The following is a 15,889-nucleotide window of genomic DNA, read 5'->3' as shown; positions in this document are numbered from 1 at the left end:
GGTTACTCCTGGTCGCGGGCCTGCACGCGCAGGCTCCGCTCCACGCCGGCCAGGTTCTCCACCACGAGACGGCGAAGCGCTGCGGGCTCGGGGTTGGCGTCCAGCCACGCGCGGGTCGCGTCAACCAGGGCCTGGTTCGACAGCGGCGACGGGTACAGACCCACGATCAGCTTCTCCGCGATGGAGTAACTGCGCGACGCCCAGACCTTCTGCAGCACGTCGAAGTACTGGCCCACGAACGGCTCGAGCAGGCTCGTGTCATGCGCGCGCAGGAACCCGGCTGCGGTGACCCGCACGATCGTGTTCGGGGCGGTGTCCACATCGATGAGCGACGACCAGGCGGCCTGCTTACCCTGCACGGTGGGGATCGCGGCGCGCGCGTTCGCGGCCGACTGGGCACCGGTGGCGGTGTTATCGGCGGCCAGGGCCGCAGCGATCTCAGTCTCGCCCGCTTCGCCGCCGGCGACGAGCGCCGCGAGCAGCTCCCAGCTCAGGTCGGTGTCGATGCTCAAGCCCGGCAGCGCGAACGCGCCAGTGCGCAGTCCCGCGACGGCCGCCAGCTGCGCCGGCGTCTCGGCGACGGAGGCGAAGAACTTGACGAACTGGAACTGCGCGTCGCTGCCGGCCTCCGCGCCCTGGGCCAGAGCCCACAGCGCGTCGCCGACCGAAGAGACAGTGGCGTCGCGGTGCTCGGGCGCCACGTAGTACTGCGCCGCGAGCGACACCTGGCCAAGCACCGTGCGGAGCGTGGTCGACTCGGTCTCGGTGGCGATGTTGCCCAGCACCAGCTTGACGAAGTCGCGCGGCGAGGTCTCCGCGTCGCGGGTGGCGTCCCACGCTGAACCCCAGACCAGCGAGCGAGCCAGCGGGCTCTCGATCGCGGCCAGGTGCTCGAGGGCCACGGCGTGCGAGGCCGGGTCCAGGCGCACCTTGGCGTAGGCGAGGTCGTCGTCGTTGAGCAGGATCAGGTCGGCGCGGCTGCGGCCGACGAGCTCCGGAACATCCGTCTGGGCGCCGTCGACGTCGAGCTCGATGCGGTGGGTGCGCACCAGGGCGCCGTCGACCAGGTCGTAGAACCCGATCGCCAGGCGGTGCGGGCGGATGGTCGGGTAGTCGTCCGTAGCCGTCTGCAGCACGGCGAACGCGGTGATGACACCGGCCTCGTCGACCTCGATCTGCGGGCGGAGCGTGTTGACGCCGGCGGTCTCCAGCCACAGCGCGGCCCAGCCGGACAGGTCCCGGCCGCTGGCGGCCTCTAGTTCAACGAGCAGGTCGGAGAGCTCGGTGTTGCCCCATGCGTGCTTCTTGAAGTACGAGGCGACGCCGGTGAAGAACGCGTCGATGCCCACCCAGGCCACGAGCTGCTTGAGCACGGAGCCGCCCTTGGCGTAGGTGATGCCGTCGAAGTTCACCTGCACGTCTTCGAGGTCGGTGATGGTGGCCACGACCGGGTGGGTCGAGGGCAGCTGGTCCTGGCGATAGGCCCAGCTCTTCTCCATCGCGGCGAAGGTGGTCCACGCCTCGGTCCACTCGGTGGCCTCCGCGGTGGCGATGGTCGACGCCCATTCGGCGAACGACTCGTTCAGCCACAGGTCGTTCCACCACTTCATGGTGACCAGGTCGCCGAACCACATGTGCGCCAGCTCGTGCAGGATCGTGACGACGCGGCGTTCCTTGATCGCGTCGGTCACCTTGGAGCGGAAGACGTAGGTCTCGGTGAAGGTGACCGCGCCGGCGTTCTCCATGGCGCCGGCGTTGAACTCCGGCACGAACATCTGGTCGTACTTGTCGAACGGGTACGGGAAGTCGAACTTCTCCTCGAAGTAGGCGAAGCCCTGACGGGTCTTCTCGAAGATGTAGTCGGCGTCCAGGTATTCGAACAGGCTCTTACGGCTGAACAGGCCCAGCGGGATGATGCGGCCGTCGCTGGAGGTGAGCTCGCTGCGCACCACGGCGTACGGACCGGCCACGAGGGCGGTGATGTAGCTGGAAATGGTGTGGGTGGGCGGGAACGCCCAGGTCTTGTTGCCGTTGCCGGCATCCGTGGGCTCTGGCGTGGCCGAGTTGGAGATGACCTCCCAGGCGCCGGGGGCGGTGACGGTGAAGTTGAACACGGCCTTGAGGTCGGGCTGCTCGAACACGGCGAAGACCCGCCGGGAGTCCGGCACCTCGAACTGGCTGTACAGGTAGACCTCGTTGTCGACGGGGTCGACGAAGCGGTGCAGGCCCTCACCGGTGTTCGTGTACGCCGCGTCGGCGACGACGGTGAGCACGTTCTCTGCTTCAAGGTTTTCCAGCTGAATACGGATGCCGTCACTGACGGCGGCCGGGTCGAGCTGAACGCCGTTGAGGGTGACGCTGTGCACGCTCTCGGTGATCGCGTCGATGAAGGTCGAGCTGCCGGCCACGGCACCAAAGGTGACGGTGGTGGTGCTGGCGAAGGTCGTCGGACCCGTCGTCAGGTCAAGGGTGACGTCGTAACTGGTCACGCTGACGAGCGCCTTGCGCTCCTGGGCTTCGATCCTGGTGAGGTTTTCTCCGGGCAACGGTTTCTCCATTTTCGTCTCGGGGGCGCTTCTGGCGCATCCGCATAGGGAACAAGCCTAGCCACGGTGGCGACGGCAGCGCACCCGAGGAGGCCGGGGGCCGCAGAACGGGCGCCGAAGGTTGGTGCGCGCGCGGGGCGGTTACGCCGGGGGAGCGATGAGCACGGGCACAGCGCTCGCGCGGTCGGCACCAACCCGGATCGGCCACGCCCCGTCGATGACGATCAGGTCGTCGCCCTTGGACTTGCGCAGGTATGCCTGAAAGCTCTGCGCCTGCTCCAACGCCCAGCCGACCTGGCGGTCGTGCAGGGTGTGCAGGTCGGTCTCCTCGGTTTTGGCCAGCAACGCCCAGGCCACCCGGCCGGTGGCCACGGCATCCGCTTCGGCGTCGTGGGCACCCTCGAGCAGCACGCCGTAGTACTCCGCTGTGGCCACCAGGGTGCGCTTGCCCTTGCGGTACCGGTCGATGGCCTTGTCGATCACATACGGGTCGAGCACCGGGCCGAAGTCCTCGATGGGCGCCAGGCCGTAGCGGCGGGCCTCGGAGTTGAGCATGGAGAGGTCGAAGCTGGCGTTGTAGGCCACGATCGGGCGACCGCCCTCGATGCTGCGGCGCAGAACGGTGAGCATCTCGGCGATCGCGGTGGCCGGGTCGGCCCCGTCGCGTGTGGCGACCTCATCGGTGATGCCGTGGATGGCGGAAGCCCCGTCGGGGATGGGAATGCCCGGGTTGAGCAGCCAACTGTACGAGCCGTTCACAGTTCCGTCACGCATGACCCGGCCGATGAAGCACGTGACGATGCGGTCCTCGTCGGTGTTCACCCCTGTGGTCTCCAGGTCGAACACACACAGCGAGGGGATGTCGGCGATGGCGGTCTTCGCGGTAGTTGTCTGCACGCTCCGACCCTATCGGCGCCCACCGACACTCACGGTGAGGCGCCCGGGAGTGCCGCCATTCCCTTCCGCGAACTGTGAGCTAAGCACCTCAAAATCGAGATTTATGGGGCTTTTCTCACAGTTCGCGGGGAGGGAAGTGGGGCTACCAGGTGCCGGGGCGGTAGTCCTTGAGGAAGACGCCGTGGATGTCCTCGCCGGCCTCCCCGCGCACGATGGGGTCGTAGACCCGGGCGGCGCCGTCGACCAGGTCGAGCGGAGCGTGGAAGCCCTCCTCGGCCAGGCGGATCTTGGTGGGATGCGGGCGCTCGTCGGTGATCCAGCCGGTGTCGACGCTCGTCATCAGGATGCCGTCGGAGAGCATCTCCTTGGCGCTGGTGCGGGTGAGCATGTTGAGCGCAGCCTTGGCCATATTGGTGTGCGGGTGGCCGGGGCCCTTGTAGCCGCGGCCGAAGACACCCTCCATCGCCGACACGTTCACGATGTAGGTGCGGCGAGCGTCGGATGCGGCCATCGAGGCGCGGAGCCGGCTGACCAGCAGGAACGGGGCTGTGGTGTTGCACAGCTGCACCTCGAGCATCTCGAGGGGGTCGACGTCTTCGACGTTGGCCGTCCAGCTGTTCTCCTCGTGCAGGTCGGGCACCAGGCCGCCGGCGTCGATGGCGGTGCCCGCGTTCAGCCGAGCGAGCGAGGACGACCCGGGTGCCAGTGCCAGCGCGGTGAGGTCGTCCGCGGTGAGGGCGGCGCCGGTCGCCGCGGCGGCCAGGATCGGGTGGCTGGCCACCGAGGCGGCGAGCGCGGTGGGATGCGCGTCATTGGTGTGCCCGAAGGAGACGATCTCGGGCAGCTCCCCGTCCGGCAGCGGCGACGACTCGGCCTCAACCAGGGGGGAGTAGGAGCCGGGGGAGCGGCGCACGGTCTGGGCGGCGTTGTTGATCAGGATGTCCAACGGGCCCTGAGCGGCGACGGAGTCGGCCAGGCCGATCACCTGCGCCGGGTCCCGCAGGTCGATGCCCACCACCCGCAGGCGGTGCAGCCAGTCCTTGGAGTCCGGCATAGCGCTGAACCGTCGCACGGCGTCGCGCGGGAATCGGGTCGTGATGGTCGTGTGCGCGCCGTCACGCAGCAACCGCAGCGCGATGTACATGCCGATCTTGGCGCGCCCGCCGGTGAGCAGGGCACGCTTGCCGGTGAGGTCGGTGCGGGCGTCGCGCTTGGTGTGGCTCATCGCCGCGCAGCTCGGGCAGAGCTGGTGGTAGAACGCATCCACCAGGGTGTACTTCTGTTTGCAGATGTAGCAGGCCCGGGGCACGAGCAGCTCGCCGGCGCTGGGCCGGTCGGTGCCCAGGCGCAGCTGTGCGCCGATGGTCTCGTCGTCGATGCGGGTGGGAGCTCCGGTGGCGGTGGCCGCGATGACCTCACGGTCGGCGTCCGCGATCAGTTGGCGCTTCTCGTGCCGGCGCACGGTCTTGACCGACTTGAACATCTTGGCAGTGGCCTGGCGCACGGTGACGAAGTCGGGGTCGTCCGGGTCGATGGTGGCCAGCGACGCGAGCACACGGAGGGCCACCTCGAGGTCCTTCGGGTCGATGGCGGGGCCGGCGGATGCGTCGCCGGCGGTCGTGTTGCTGAGGGACTCGGCGGACGCTGAATCGGCGGGTGCGCCCTGCGGGTGTTGCTCGGTGGTCATCAGAGAATTCTACGACGGCGCATCCTCTCAGACGGCCGGGTGCGCAGACAACTGTAGCCGGTGCGGACAATTGCGCCCGGTGTGCGGGGAACAATTGTCCGCACCGGCCACAGTCACCTCGAGAAGAGGCGGGCCCTCACAGGGAGGACGGGCGGTGCGCGGTGAGGCTAGACCTTGGCGGGCTCGTGCTCGGGGTCGGTCTTGAGCGCGCTCAGGTCCATCGACGAGGTCGGCGGCTCGAATGTGGCGTCGAACGGCATCTCGTCGTGGTCGAGCAGCGGGTTCTCGAACTGGCCGTCAACGAGTTCCTGGGCCTCTTCGACCGATTCCACGCTCGGCATGGAGCCGGGCAGCGGGCGGTTCGCGGATTCCTTGAGCCAGAAGATGCTGATACCACCGATGAACGAGGTGGCCATCAGGTAGTAGGCCGGCATCATGTCGTTGCCGGTGCCCACGATGAGCGCGTCGATGATGAACGGCGCCGTGCCGCCGAAAATCGCGACCGCGAAGTTGTAGGCGATACCCATTGCGCCGTAGCGGCTGGCCGTGGGGAACAGGGCCGGCAGCGCCGAGGCGAGGTTGGCGACGTAGAACGTCACGGGCATGGCGATCAGGGCCAGACCCAGGAGTGTCGTCCAGATCGAGCCGGCGCCGATGAGCAGGAACGCGGGGATGGACAACACCACGGCGCTGATCGAGCCCATCCACAGCACCGGGCGGCGGCCGATCTTGTCGCTGAGGCGACCGGTGAGCGGGATGCAGCATGCCATGATCACGAGGATCGGGATGGTCAGCAGGGTTCCGTGCACGGGGTCGTACCCCATGGTCGTGGTGAGGTACGTGGGCATGTACGAGGTGAGGGCGTAGCCGACGGTGTTCGCGGCGGCCACGAGGATCATCGCGAGCACGATACCGCGCCAATAGTTCTTGAAGATGGCGAGAGGGCCCTTGGGGATGCTGTCATCGTCGATGGTGTTCGGGTCCTTCAGCGCGGCTTCCTGGGCGTCCAGGCTGGCCTGGAACGCAGGAGACTCCTCGATCTTCATCCGGAAGTAGATCGCGATCAGGCCGAGGGGACCTGCGAGCAGGAACGGCAGACGCCAGCCCCACTCCTCCATAGCGGCCTGGCCGAGGGTGACCTGCAGGATCGATACGAGAGCCGCACCGATGGCGAAGCCGAGGTAGCTGCCCATGTCGAGGAAGCTGGCGAGGAAGCCGCGCTTCTTGTCCGGGGCGTGCTCGCTGACGAAGGTGGTGGCACCGGCATACTCGCCACCGGTGGAGAAGCCCTGCACGAGCTTGGTCAGCACGAGCAGCACTGCGGCCCAGATGCCCAGCTGGGCGTAGCCGGGCAAGATACCGACCACGAAGGTCGACGCGGCCATGAGCATCAGCGTCATGGCGAGCACCCTCTGGCGGCCGAGCTTGTCGCCGAGCCAACCGAAGAACACGCCACCGAGTGGGCGGGCGATGAAGGTGGCAGCGAAGGTACCGAGCAGGAACAGGGTCTGCACGGTCGGGTCGGCCTCGGGGAGGAAGACGGGACCCATGGTGGTGATGAGGTACCCGAAGACACCGACGTCGTACCATTCCATGGTGTTTCCGACGATGGTGCCGCCCAGGGCCTTCTTCAGAACGGGACGGTCGACGACGTTGACGTCGGACACCTTCAACCGCCGACGAAGCAGCGGCTTCTTGATCTTCTTCACGGCGCGATCAGCACCATTAATAGAGTTTGACATGAGTCACTTTCTGACTGTAGAGATGCCTCTTGTGGAGGTCATGACATGACTCTTGCGCAGACACGTCAGGCCTCGGTGGGAGGTCGTGAGATGCCTCAGATGGAGGTCATGTGCCCCGGATGCGGGGCCGCCCCTCAGTGGGCATAAGCGATAATTTTAGCGCAATTTGCCGCAGTATCAGGCATTTTGGTTTCGATAGCTGCCCTGGACAGGGCTTTAGCCGAGTTTTGGGATGCCCCGTTCGGGGGAATTGCGGCACCTTCGACTCGCTTAGGCTGGGTCGATGAGCGACTCTGTGACCTTCTGGTTCGACCCCTCCTGCCCCTGGGCCTGGATGACTTCTCGTTGGGTAGACGAGGTGAGTGATCTGCGCGGTTTCGAGGTGAGCTGGCAGGTGATGAGCCTGGCGGTGCTGAACGAGAACAACGATGTGAGCGAGGAGTACCGCGCGTTCTTCCCGCGAGCTCTCAAATACACCCGCCTGGTGCAGGCCGCGCAGGAGCTGCACGGCCAGGAGACGGTCAAGGCGCTGTACGACGCACTGGGCACCCGAATCCACCACGAGGGCAACTCGGATGCCGATTCAGTGATTCCCGCGGCGCTCGCCGAGGTGGGTCTGCCGGCCGACTTCGCCCGTTACGCCGAGAGCGACGAGTTCGACGCGCAGATGCGCGCCAGCCACTTCGACGGCATCAACCGGGTGGGCCAGGATGTCGGAACTCCGGTGATCGCGGTGAACGACGTGGCCTTCTTCGGCCCGGTCATCTCACCGGCACCGACCGGTGACCAGGCCCTCGCCCTCTGGGACGGAGTGGTGGCCGTGGCCGGCTATGACGGGTTCTTCGAGATCAAGCGCAGCCGCACCCGCGACCCGATCTTCGCGCCTGCGCTCGTCGCGGGCGCAGAGTAGCGCCCGCGCCGCCCGGGCTTGACAAAATAGACTGCTGAGCATGCGCATCCATATCGCCACCGACCACGCCGGACTCGACTTCAGCAAGCACCTGATCAGCCATCTGGGCGACGCCGGCCACGAGGTCATTGACCACGGGCCGACGAGCTACGACCCGCTCGATGACTACCCGGCTTTCTGCATCAGCGCGGCCGCGGCCGTGGTCGCCGACCAAGCCGCCGGCGTCGACGCTCTCGGTGTGGTGTTCGGCGGATCGGGCAACGGCGAGCAGATCGCCGCGAACAAGGTGCGCGGTGCTCGGGCCGCGCTGGTCTGGAACCAGGCGACGGCCACCCTCGCCCGCGAGCACAACAACGCCAACGTGATCGCGATCGGCGCCCGCCAGCACCCCATCGACGACGTGATCGCCTTCATCGACACCTTTGTGGCCACCCCGTTCCCCGGTGAGGAGCGCCACCAGCGCCGTATCGACCAGTTGGCCGAATACGAGAACACGGGCACCATCGCCGGTACCGTCCTCAGCTGACCTGTCCACCACCCGAGTCCGAGAGGCGCCGTCGTGCCAGAGGGTCATTCAGTTCATCGCATCACCCGCCAGTTCGCGCGCAACTTCGTGGGCCGTCGGGTCTCCCTGTCGAGCCCGCAGGGCCGGTTCGCTGCCGGCGCGGCGCAGCTTGATGGCCACGTGATGACGGATGCCCGCGCGGTGGGCAAGCAGATGTTCCTCGAGTTCGACAACGGGCTCTGGCTGCGGATTCACCTGGGCATGTACGGCGCCTGGGACTTCGCCGGCGACATCATCATGGACGCCACCATCGCGTCGAGCAACGGCCGGATGGGGCAGACCAACCAGCGCGGCACCGACCTCGACGCTCTCGCCTCGCCCGGGCCGGACGGCGATGCGGTGCTCGACTCCGCCGGCGAGAACTCGATGCACAGCATCGGTGCGCCCCGGCGCACCCGGGTGCGGATGGCCGAGCAGGAAACCCTTCGACAGGCTCAGGGACCGTCAGAGGACACCTTCCCGCCCGAACCCGTGGGCCAGGTGCGGGTGCGCCTGCTCACCGACACCGTCTCGGCCGACCTCCGCGGCCCCACGGCCTGCGAGGTGCTCGACCCGGCGCAGGTGGATGCGGTGATGAACCGGCTCGGACCCGACCCTCAGCTGGACGACACGCCAGAGGCCGAACAGCGCTTCGTAGACACCGTGCGCAAGAAGCCCACCCGCATCGGCCTGCTCTTGATGGACCAATCCGTGGTCAGCGGCATCGGCAACGTCTACCGGGCCGAGCTGCTGTTCCGGGCCCGGATCAACCCGCACGCGCCCGGCAAGTCCCTCAGCGAGGAGAGCCTGCGCGCCCTCTGGCGGGACTGGGCGCACCTGCTGGCCATCGGCGTGGCCACCGGCCAGATGATGACCATGGACGACCTCGACGGGGAGGCCTACGTGCTCGCGATGAAGAACCGGGCCGACCGGCACTGGGTCTACAAGCGCGAGGGCCTGCCCTGCCGGGTCTGCGGCACCCACATCACCCTCGAGGAGATGGGCGCCCGCAAGCTCTACTATTGTCCGCGCTGCCAGGCCTGACCTGCACCGCCGGCCCCGTCCAGGCATCCGTCCCGCTTCATCCGCCGCCGACCCCGCATCGCACCAGGAGCCTGCCCCGTGAGAACCAACCCCAGTTTCGCGCTCGACCAGGTCGATGAGGTGCGCCGGCTGATCCGAGAGAACCCGTGGGTGTCCCTGATCAGCCACACCGATGCCGGTGAGCTCGTAGCCTCGCACTATCCAGTGATCCTGGACCCGGCGGCGGCCGACGGTGAGATCGTGCTCCTCAGCCACGTGGGCCGTCCGGACGAGCAGCTGCACGAGCTGGGCGCGCACGAGCTGCTCGTGATCGTGCAGGGACCACACGGATACATCTCGCCCGGCTGGTACGACGCCCGCCCCGCCGTGCCCACCTGGAATTTCGTCACCGCGCACCTGCACGGCACACCCGAGATCCTCAGCGACGCGGAGAACCTGCGAGTGCTCGCCGCTCTCGTCGACCACTTCGAAGATCGCCTGCCCGCACCCCGGCGGATGAACGGCACCGTCGAGAACGCCGAATACGCTGCGCGGATCGTGGCCGGCACCGTCGGGTTCCGGCTGCGGGTGACCCGGTTCACGGCCAAGAACAAGATGAGCCAGAACAAACCGGCCGACACCGTCGAGCGGATCCTCGCCGAACTGGACGGTGACGGTCCGTACGCCAGCCCATCCCTCGCCGCGCAGATGCGCCGCGCCCACGCCAGTTCACCCGACCAGCGCAAATCCGACCAGGCCGCGTCAGGTCGGCAGGCCGCCGAATGAGCCTGCTGCTGCGCAACGGCCGGCTGCCGGGCAGCGACGAACTCGTCGACGTGCAGATCGACGACGGCCAGATCACCTCGATCGGCTACGTCGCGGCCGACACCGGCCGCTCACCGACTATCCGGACCGTGGACCTTCGCGAACGCTGGATCACCCCGGGGCTCTGGGACAACCACGTGCATTTCAGCCAGTGGGCGCAGACCTCCCGGCGCCTCGACGTGTCCGGGGCCACCAGCGCGCACGCCGCCGCCCAGCTGGTGGCCGGACGGCTGGCTGCACTGGCGGCCCTGCCCACGGCCGGAGACCAGGACCGGCTGGTCGGTTTCGGCTTTCGTGACGGCCTCTGGCCGGATGCCCCGAGCCGCACCCTGCTCGACGCGGCGTCCGGTCCGGTACCCGTGGTGCTGGTCAGCGGCGACCTGCACAGCTGCTGGCTGAACTCCGCCGCCCTGGCCGTCTACGGCTTCGCCGGCCACCAGACCGGGCTGCTGCGCGAGGACGACGCCTTCGCCGTCGAACGCGCCATCGACAACGTGCCGGACGCCGACCTCGACGCCTGGGCTGCCGAGGCCGCACGGTCCGCCGCCGCTCGCGGAGTGGTGGGCATCGTCGACCTCGAAATGACCTGGAATCTCGACGTCTGGCGCCGCCGGATGTCCGCGGGTCAGAATTCCCTGCGCGTCGATTTCGGCCTGTACACCCACCACCTCGACGACGCGATCGCACAGGGCCTCACCAGCGGCCAGATCATCGACGGCACCGGGGGACTGCTCACCGTCGGCCCGTACAAGGTCATCACCGACGGCTCGCTGAACACCCGCACCGCGTACTGCTTCGACGCATATCCCGGGCTTTCCGGGGAGCACGACCGCGGCATGCTGACCGTGCCCATCGACGAACTCGTGGAGCATATGCGCCGGGCCCACACCGCGGGCATCCGCCCCGCCGTGCACGCCATCGGCGACAACGCGAACAGCCTGGCCCTTGACGCCTTCGAGGCCGTGGGCTGCACCGGCAGCATCGAACACGCCCAGCTGCTCACCGAGGCCGATGTGGCCCGGTTCGCCAGGCTGGGCATCACCGCGAGTGTGCAGCCCGAACACGCCCTCGACGACCGCGACGTGGCCGACCGGTACTGGGCCGGCCGCACCGACCGGGCCTTCAGACTGGCCGACCTGCTCGCCGCCGGCGTGCACCTGGCGCTCGGCTCCGACGCGCCGGTCGCCCCGCTCGACCCGTGGGTGGCGATCTCCGCCGCGGTGGGCCGCAGCCGCGGCGACCGTGCCGCCTGGCACCCCGGCCAGGCAATCTCCCGGCAGGCTGCGCTGGCGGCGTCGGCTCGTGGCCGGCACAGCATCGCCGTGGGCCAGCCGGCCGACCTGGCCGTCTGCGAGATCGACCCGTTCGTCGCCTCCGTCGCCGACCTGCGGCGCATGCCCGTGGCCGCGACGTTACTCGGCGGCCGGTTCACCCACAACACGCTGTAGGTCACGCCCGGGTGGCCCCGGTGCGCTGGTCGAGCCTGTCGAGACCCCGCGACGTACGCGTGACGCGCCTGCGGGGGATAACCCCCAACCCGATCCGGCGGCTGGGGGGATAGGCGCCGTCTGCGTCGCCGGGCACGCTGGAACCATGACGAACGACACCCTCAACTCCGCCGACAGCCCAGCCGGTCCCGGCCCCGGTGACACCCCCGACAGCATCACCGACAGCACCTCCGATGGCAACACCGAACGCCTGAACTCTGCCACGCTGGGCTTCGTGCAGCCCGCCAGCGAACCATCCACCACTCCGACCGGCACTCCGACGGGGCAGTCCAACAGTGCGCCGTCCGGCCTGACCTCCGGCAGCCCCACCAGCAGAGCGCCCGGGGACGGATCTGACAGCCTGTCGGGCGCAGGGCGCGGGTACCTCGGCCTCTGGTCGAGAACACCGCGGGAACTGGGCTTCCTGCTGCCGACCCTGCCCGTTATCGTCGTCGCCTTCTCGGTCCTCGTGACCCTCTTCTCCACCGGTCTGAGCCTGGTCGCCCTGTTTGTGGGCCTGTTCATCGTGGTGGCCGCCCTATACGCCGCGCGCGGCTTCGGGGTCGTCGAGCTCACCCGGCTGAACTGGGCGGGCCGGCCCCGCATCACCGCGCCGCAGTGGACTCCGCGGGGCGAGCCGGCCACCCCGCTGCGCGCCATCCTCGGCCCGCTGGTGTCCGGGCACTACTGGCTCTACCTGCTCCACGGGATGGTCGTGAACTTCATCGTCGGCCTCGTGTCCTGGTCGCTCACCATCGTCTGGGTGTCCGGCGCGCTCGGCGGGCTCACCTACTGGCTATGGAGCTGGACTCTGCCGGCCGACAGCGGCTCCGTGGGGCTCTTCGGGCTGTGGACCGGCGCCTACGGTCCGGGCAGCACCCAGAACCTGGTCGCCGAGAACATCGTGAACGCCGCACTCGGCCTCGCCTTCCTGCTCACCCTCCCGTTCCTCACCCGGGCGCTGGTCATGATGCACCACGGCATCGCCGTCGTGATGCTGGGCGCGTGGTCGTCCGAGGCCCTGCAGCGCGAGGTCGCCGACCTCAGCGCATCCCGCGGCGCCGCGGTGTCGGCCGAGGACCAGTCCTTGCGCCGGCTCGAACGCGACATCCACGACGGCCCGCAGCAGCGCCTCGTGCGACTGCAGATGGACCTCGCCAGCGCCGAACGCCGGCTCGATGACGACCCGGATGCCGCCCGCCGGCTGCTCGGTGAAGCCCGCGAGCAGGCCCGTGACACCCTCGAGGAGCTGCGGGCGCTGTCCCGTGGGCTGGTGCCGCCGATCCTGCAGGACCGAGGCCTCATCGCGGCCCTCGAGTCGCTCGCGGCCAGAAGCACCGTGCCAGTGCAGCGTGAACTGCAGGTGGACCGCGACCTCCGGCTGCCCTCGGAGATCGAGCGCAGCGCCTATTTCATCGCCGCCGAACTGCTCACCAACGTGGCCAAGCACGCCGGCGCCACCGGCATCCGGCTGCACCTGGAACTCCGCCGGGTGCCGGAGGACGACTCCACCTGGCTCGACCTGTGGGTGATCGACAACGGCCACGGCGGCGCCGTGCTGCGAGACGGCCACGGCCTGGCCGGCCTCGACGAACGCCTGCGCGGCCTGCGCGGCATCCTGTCGGTGCGGAGCCCGGCGGGCGGCCCGACGGCCATCGGCGCCCACATCCCGGTCGTGACCGTCCTGGGCAGTTCTGTGGCAGGCAGCTCGGTGGCTCCGGTGTGATCGGGACCTATCCTGAACGGGTGAGCACACTCGAGCGCCCCAACCCGAACGTCCCCCTGCGACTGGTGCTTGCGGAGGACTCGGTGCTGCTGCGTGAGGGCCTGGTGCGACTGTTCGCCGAGGCGGGCTTCGAGACCGTCGCCGCCTACGGCGACGCGCACACACTGCTCGCCGAGGTGGAGCTCCTCCGGCCCGACCTCGCGGTGCTCGACGTGCGGATGCCCCCCACTTTCCGCGACGAGGGTGTGCGCGCCGCCATCGAACTGCGCCGCCGGCTGCCGGGCATCGGCATCCTGCTGCTCAGCCAGTACGTCGAGGGCACCTACGTGCAGGAGTTGCTCGCGTCCGGCGAGGGCGGCCTGGGTTACTTGCTCAAGGATCGGGTGGCCTCCCTCGACGAGTTGCAGGACGCCGTCGCCCGGGTCAGCGCCGGCGGCACGGTGCTCGACCCCCAGGTGGTGCGGGAACTGCTGGCCCGGCGCACCAACCCGCTCGCGGCGCTCACCCCGCGGGAGCGCGACGTGCTCGGGCTGATGGCGGAGGGCCGCACCAACGTGGGCATCGCCGAACGGCTCGTCATCGGGGTGGGGGCCGTGGAAAAGAATGTGACCGCGATCTTCGTCAAACTCGGCCTCGACGACACTGGGTCCGACCACCGCCGGGTGCTCGCGGTTCTGGCCTTTCTGCAGGGCTAGCGGCCCCGCCCGTGGCTCATTCGGGCGGTGCCGCGGCTGGTGCGTCGGCCGGGGGAGAGGGGAACAGGGGTGTGTAGCGCCGCCAGAGCCCCAGGTACCGACTGCCGCCCACCGCGACCGAGCCGACCAGGAAGCACAAGCTGCCGACGACGGAGGCCGCAACGCTGATCACCAGCGGCAGGCCCAGCCCGAGGGTGCTGCCGGCCAACAGCAAGCCGAGCAGGGTGGCGTTGACCGCGATGATGAACACCATGCTGCTGCCCAGGATCTGGCTGAGGTTCCGCGGCCGGCCGCCCAGGAAGTAGTAGGTGGTCTGGGCGCCGCGCATGTCGTCGAATCGGGACGCCATCAGGTAGGCCGCTACCCCCGGGTCGAGGTCGACGTACGCCGCTCTCAACCGGTTCATCGCCAGCACATAGGCCAGGTCCTCCATGCTCACGTTGGTCACCCGCACCTGGGTGAGGACGCCCACCAGCAGGATGATGCTCAGCACCGTGAGCGCGAATCCGGGGAATCCTTCGTCGAAATCGGTGGCCTGGCCGGCCAATGCCAGGCTCACCAGGCCGGCCGATACCAGGCAGAGGAACATGCTGATGCGGGTGAGGACCTCGCCCTGGGTGGTGCTACGGGAGGCCAGCAGGCTCCAGTGCTCGGTGGCGAGCAACTGGGCGCGCACCGAAGGGGGAACCTCGGGTCCCGGCGCTGTCGGCGCCGGCTCCTCGTCGGACATGCAGCCATAGTGGCCCGCATCCGCCACGCCGCACAGTGCCGGGGTGCGGGCTCGATGGAGGACACTGGGACCATGAGCGTGATTGAGAACTCCAAACTGGCCATCGTCGGTGCCGGTGCCGTCGGAACCTCCCTGGCCTATGCGGCCCTGATCCGGGAATCCGCCCGTGAGGTGGCCCTGTACGACATCAATTCCGCCAAGGTGGCCGCCGAGGTGCTCGACCTCGCCCACGGCACCCAGTTCACCGGTGCCTCCAGGGTCACCGGCGGCGACGATCTCGACGTGGTCAGTGGCGCCAACGTGGTCGTGATCACCGCCGGAGCCCGGCAGCACCCCGGCCAGTCCCGCCTCGAGATGGCCGGCGTGAACGTGGAGATCCTTCGCGACCTGATGCCCAAGCTCGTCGAGCGGGCCCCGGACGCCATCTTCGTGCTGGTCACCAACCCCGTCGACGTGCTCGCCGTCGCAGCCCAGCAGTTCAGCGGCCTGCCGCCGGCGCGAGTGTTCGGCTCCGGTACCGTGCTGGACTCCTCCCGGCTGCGCTGGATGCTCTCGGAACGTGTCGGGGTGGCGATCAGCAATGTGCACGCCCTGATCGTCGGCGAGCACGGCGACTCCGAGTTCCCGCTCTGGTCGCAGGCGCGGATCGGCCCGATCTCACTGGCCGACTGGATGCTCGCGCGCAGCGAGCCCGGAGCCGCCCGCTCCGGCGGCACGGCCTCGCTCGGGTCGGTGCCGTTCTCCGAGGCCGAATTCGAGTCCATCGCCGAGGAGGTCAAGAACGCCGCCTACAAGGTGATCGAGGGCAAGGGCGCCACCAACTACGCGATCGGACTGTCCGGTGCCCGGATCGTGGAGGCTGTACTGCGCGACGAGGGCGCCATCCTGCCGGTCAGTTCGGTGCTCACCGACTACCGCGGCGTGAGCGGGGTGGCCCTGTCGGTGCCCAGCGTCATCGACGCCGGCGGCATCGCCCGCGTCATCGACGTGCCGTTCTCGGCCAAGGAGCAGGCCCTCTTCGAACACTCCGCCGCGACCCTGCGCGCCTCGCTGGACACCCTCGGCCTGGCCTGAGCC

At 68.8% G+C, this 15,889-nt stretch carries 13 protein-coding genes; 8 read left to right on the top strand and 5 right to left on the bottom strand.

All coding sequences use genetic code 11. From position 1 onward, the window contains the following. Window positions 1-2: 2 nt before the first annotated feature. The 4 genes from pepN to E3T61_RS03695 form a co-directional block, all read right to left on the bottom strand. Window positions 3-2,546, bottom strand: coding sequence for an aminopeptidase N (gene pepN, locus E3T61_RS03710; RefSeq protein ID WP_134639530.1), 2,544 nt, complete (start codon window positions 2,544-2,546; stop codon window positions 3-5). Window positions 2,547-2,687: 141 nt separating this feature from the next. Beyond that, window positions 2,688-3,443 carry an exonuclease domain-containing protein gene (locus tag E3T61_RS03705; RefSeq protein WP_241992360.1) on the bottom strand — a complete coding sequence of 252 codons (756 nt, stop codon included), beginning with the start codon at window positions 3,441-3,443 and terminating at the stop codon, window positions 2,688-2,690. A 142-nt stretch (window positions 3,444-3,585) separates the two neighbouring features. Continuing rightward, window positions 3,586-5,130, bottom strand: a complete 1,545-nt coding sequence (locus tag E3T61_RS03700; RefSeq protein WP_134639529.1) for an SDR family oxidoreductase — start codon at window positions 5,128-5,130, stop codon at window positions 3,586-3,588. 167 nt (window positions 5,131-5,297) lie between these two features. Continuing rightward, on the bottom strand, window positions 5,298-6,872 hold the full coding sequence (locus E3T61_RS03695; protein ID WP_134639528.1) for an MFS transporter: 1,575 nt from the start codon (window positions 6,870-6,872) through the stop codon (window positions 5,298-5,300). Between the two features lie 283 nt (window positions 6,873-7,155). On the opposite strand from E3T61_RS03695, the gene E3T61_RS03690 reads away from it, so the two are divergent. From E3T61_RS03690 to E3T61_RS03660, 7 genes are all read left to right on the top strand, one after another. Then, on the top strand, window positions 7,156-7,782 hold the full coding sequence (locus E3T61_RS03690; RefSeq protein WP_134639527.1) for a mycothiol-dependent nitroreductase Rv2466c family protein: 627 nt from the start codon (window positions 7,156-7,158) through the stop codon (window positions 7,780-7,782). Between the two features lie 40 nt (window positions 7,783-7,822). Continuing rightward, entirely contained in the window at window positions 7,823-8,308 is a 486-nt protein-coding gene (locus E3T61_RS03685; RefSeq protein WP_134639526.1) for a ribose-5-phosphate isomerase, read from the top strand. Window positions 8,309-8,341: 33 nt separating this feature from the next. Beyond that, window positions 8,342-9,370, top strand: a complete 1,029-nt coding sequence (locus E3T61_RS03680; RefSeq protein ID WP_134639525.1) for an Fpg/Nei family DNA glycosylase — start codon at window positions 8,342-8,344, stop codon at window positions 9,368-9,370. 78 nt (window positions 9,371-9,448) lie between these two features. Beyond that, window positions 9,449-10,135, top strand: coding sequence for an FMN-binding negative transcriptional regulator (locus tag E3T61_RS03675; RefSeq protein ID WP_134639524.1), 687 nt, complete (start codon window positions 9,449-9,451; stop codon window positions 10,133-10,135). Continuing rightward, entirely contained in the window at window positions 10,132-11,622 is a 1,491-nt protein-coding gene (locus E3T61_RS03670; protein WP_134639523.1) for an amidohydrolase, read from the top strand. Before E3T61_RS03675 ends, E3T61_RS03670 begins: the two co-directional genes overlap by 4 nt. Window positions 11,623-11,767: 145 nt before the next feature. Beyond that, window positions 11,768-13,387: a sensor histidine kinase gene (locus tag E3T61_RS03665; RefSeq protein WP_134639522.1), complete on the top strand. Its 1,620-nt coding sequence runs from the start codon at window positions 11,768-11,770 to the stop codon at window positions 13,385-13,387. Between the two features lie 20 nt (window positions 13,388-13,407). Continuing rightward, a complete protein-coding gene (locus E3T61_RS03660) occupies window positions 13,408-14,082 on the top strand; it encodes a response regulator (protein ID WP_134639521.1) in 675 nt (224 codons plus the stop codon). Window positions 14,083-14,098: 16 nt separating this feature from the next. Here the strand turns inward: E3T61_RS03660 and E3T61_RS03655 are convergent, their stop codons facing one another. Beyond that, on the bottom strand, window positions 14,099-14,812 hold the full coding sequence (locus E3T61_RS03655) for a hypothetical protein (RefSeq protein WP_134639520.1): 714 nt from the start codon (window positions 14,810-14,812) through the stop codon (window positions 14,099-14,101). A gap of 72 nt (window positions 14,813-14,884) precedes the next feature. Between E3T61_RS03655 and E3T61_RS03650 the strand changes: the two genes are divergently transcribed. Continuing rightward, complete coding sequence (locus E3T61_RS03650) at window positions 14,885-15,886, top strand: L-lactate dehydrogenase (protein WP_134639519.1); 1,002 nt, start codon at window positions 14,885-14,887, stop codon at window positions 15,884-15,886. Window positions 15,887-15,889: the final 3 nt, after the last annotated feature.

Origin of the sequence: Cryobacterium lactosi, assembly GCF_004403945.1 — a bacterium.
In the GTDB taxonomy this organism is placed as follows: domain Bacteria; phylum Actinomycetota; class Actinomycetes; order Actinomycetales; family Microbacteriaceae; genus Cryobacterium; species Cryobacterium lactosi.
This window is presented reverse-complemented; position numbering and strand designations above follow the sequence as displayed.

Bases quoted from the DNA above. Each gene is read 5' to 3' on its own strand.
- E3T61_RS03700 (WP_134639529.1), bottom strand. From the start codon at position 5,130: ATGACCACCGAGCAACACCCGCAGGGCGCACCCGCCGATTCAGCGTCC.
- E3T61_RS03695 (WP_134639528.1), bottom strand. From the start codon at position 6,872: ATGTCAAACTCTATTAATGGTGCTGATCGCGCCGTGAAGAAGATCAAG.
- E3T61_RS03690 (WP_134639527.1), top strand. From the start codon at position 7,156: ATGAGCGACTCTGTGACCTTCTGGTTCGACCCCTCCTGCCCCTGGGCC.
- E3T61_RS03685 (WP_134639526.1), top strand. From the start codon at position 7,823: ATGCGCATCCATATCGCCACCGACCACGCCGGACTCGACTTCAGCAAG.
- E3T61_RS03670 (WP_134639523.1), top strand. From the start codon at position 10,132: ATGAGCCTGCTGCTGCGCAACGGCCGGCTGCCGGGCAGCGACGAACTC.
- E3T61_RS03665 (WP_134639522.1), top strand. From the start codon at position 11,768: ATGACGAACGACACCCTCAACTCCGCCGACAGCCCAGCCGGTCCCGGC.
- E3T61_RS03655 (WP_134639520.1), bottom strand. From the start codon at position 14,812: ATGTCCGACGAGGAGCCGGCGCCGACAGCGCCGGGACCCGAGGTTCCC.
- E3T61_RS03650 (WP_134639519.1), top strand. From the start codon at position 14,885: ATGAGCGTGATTGAGAACTCCAAACTGGCCATCGTCGGTGCCGGTGCC.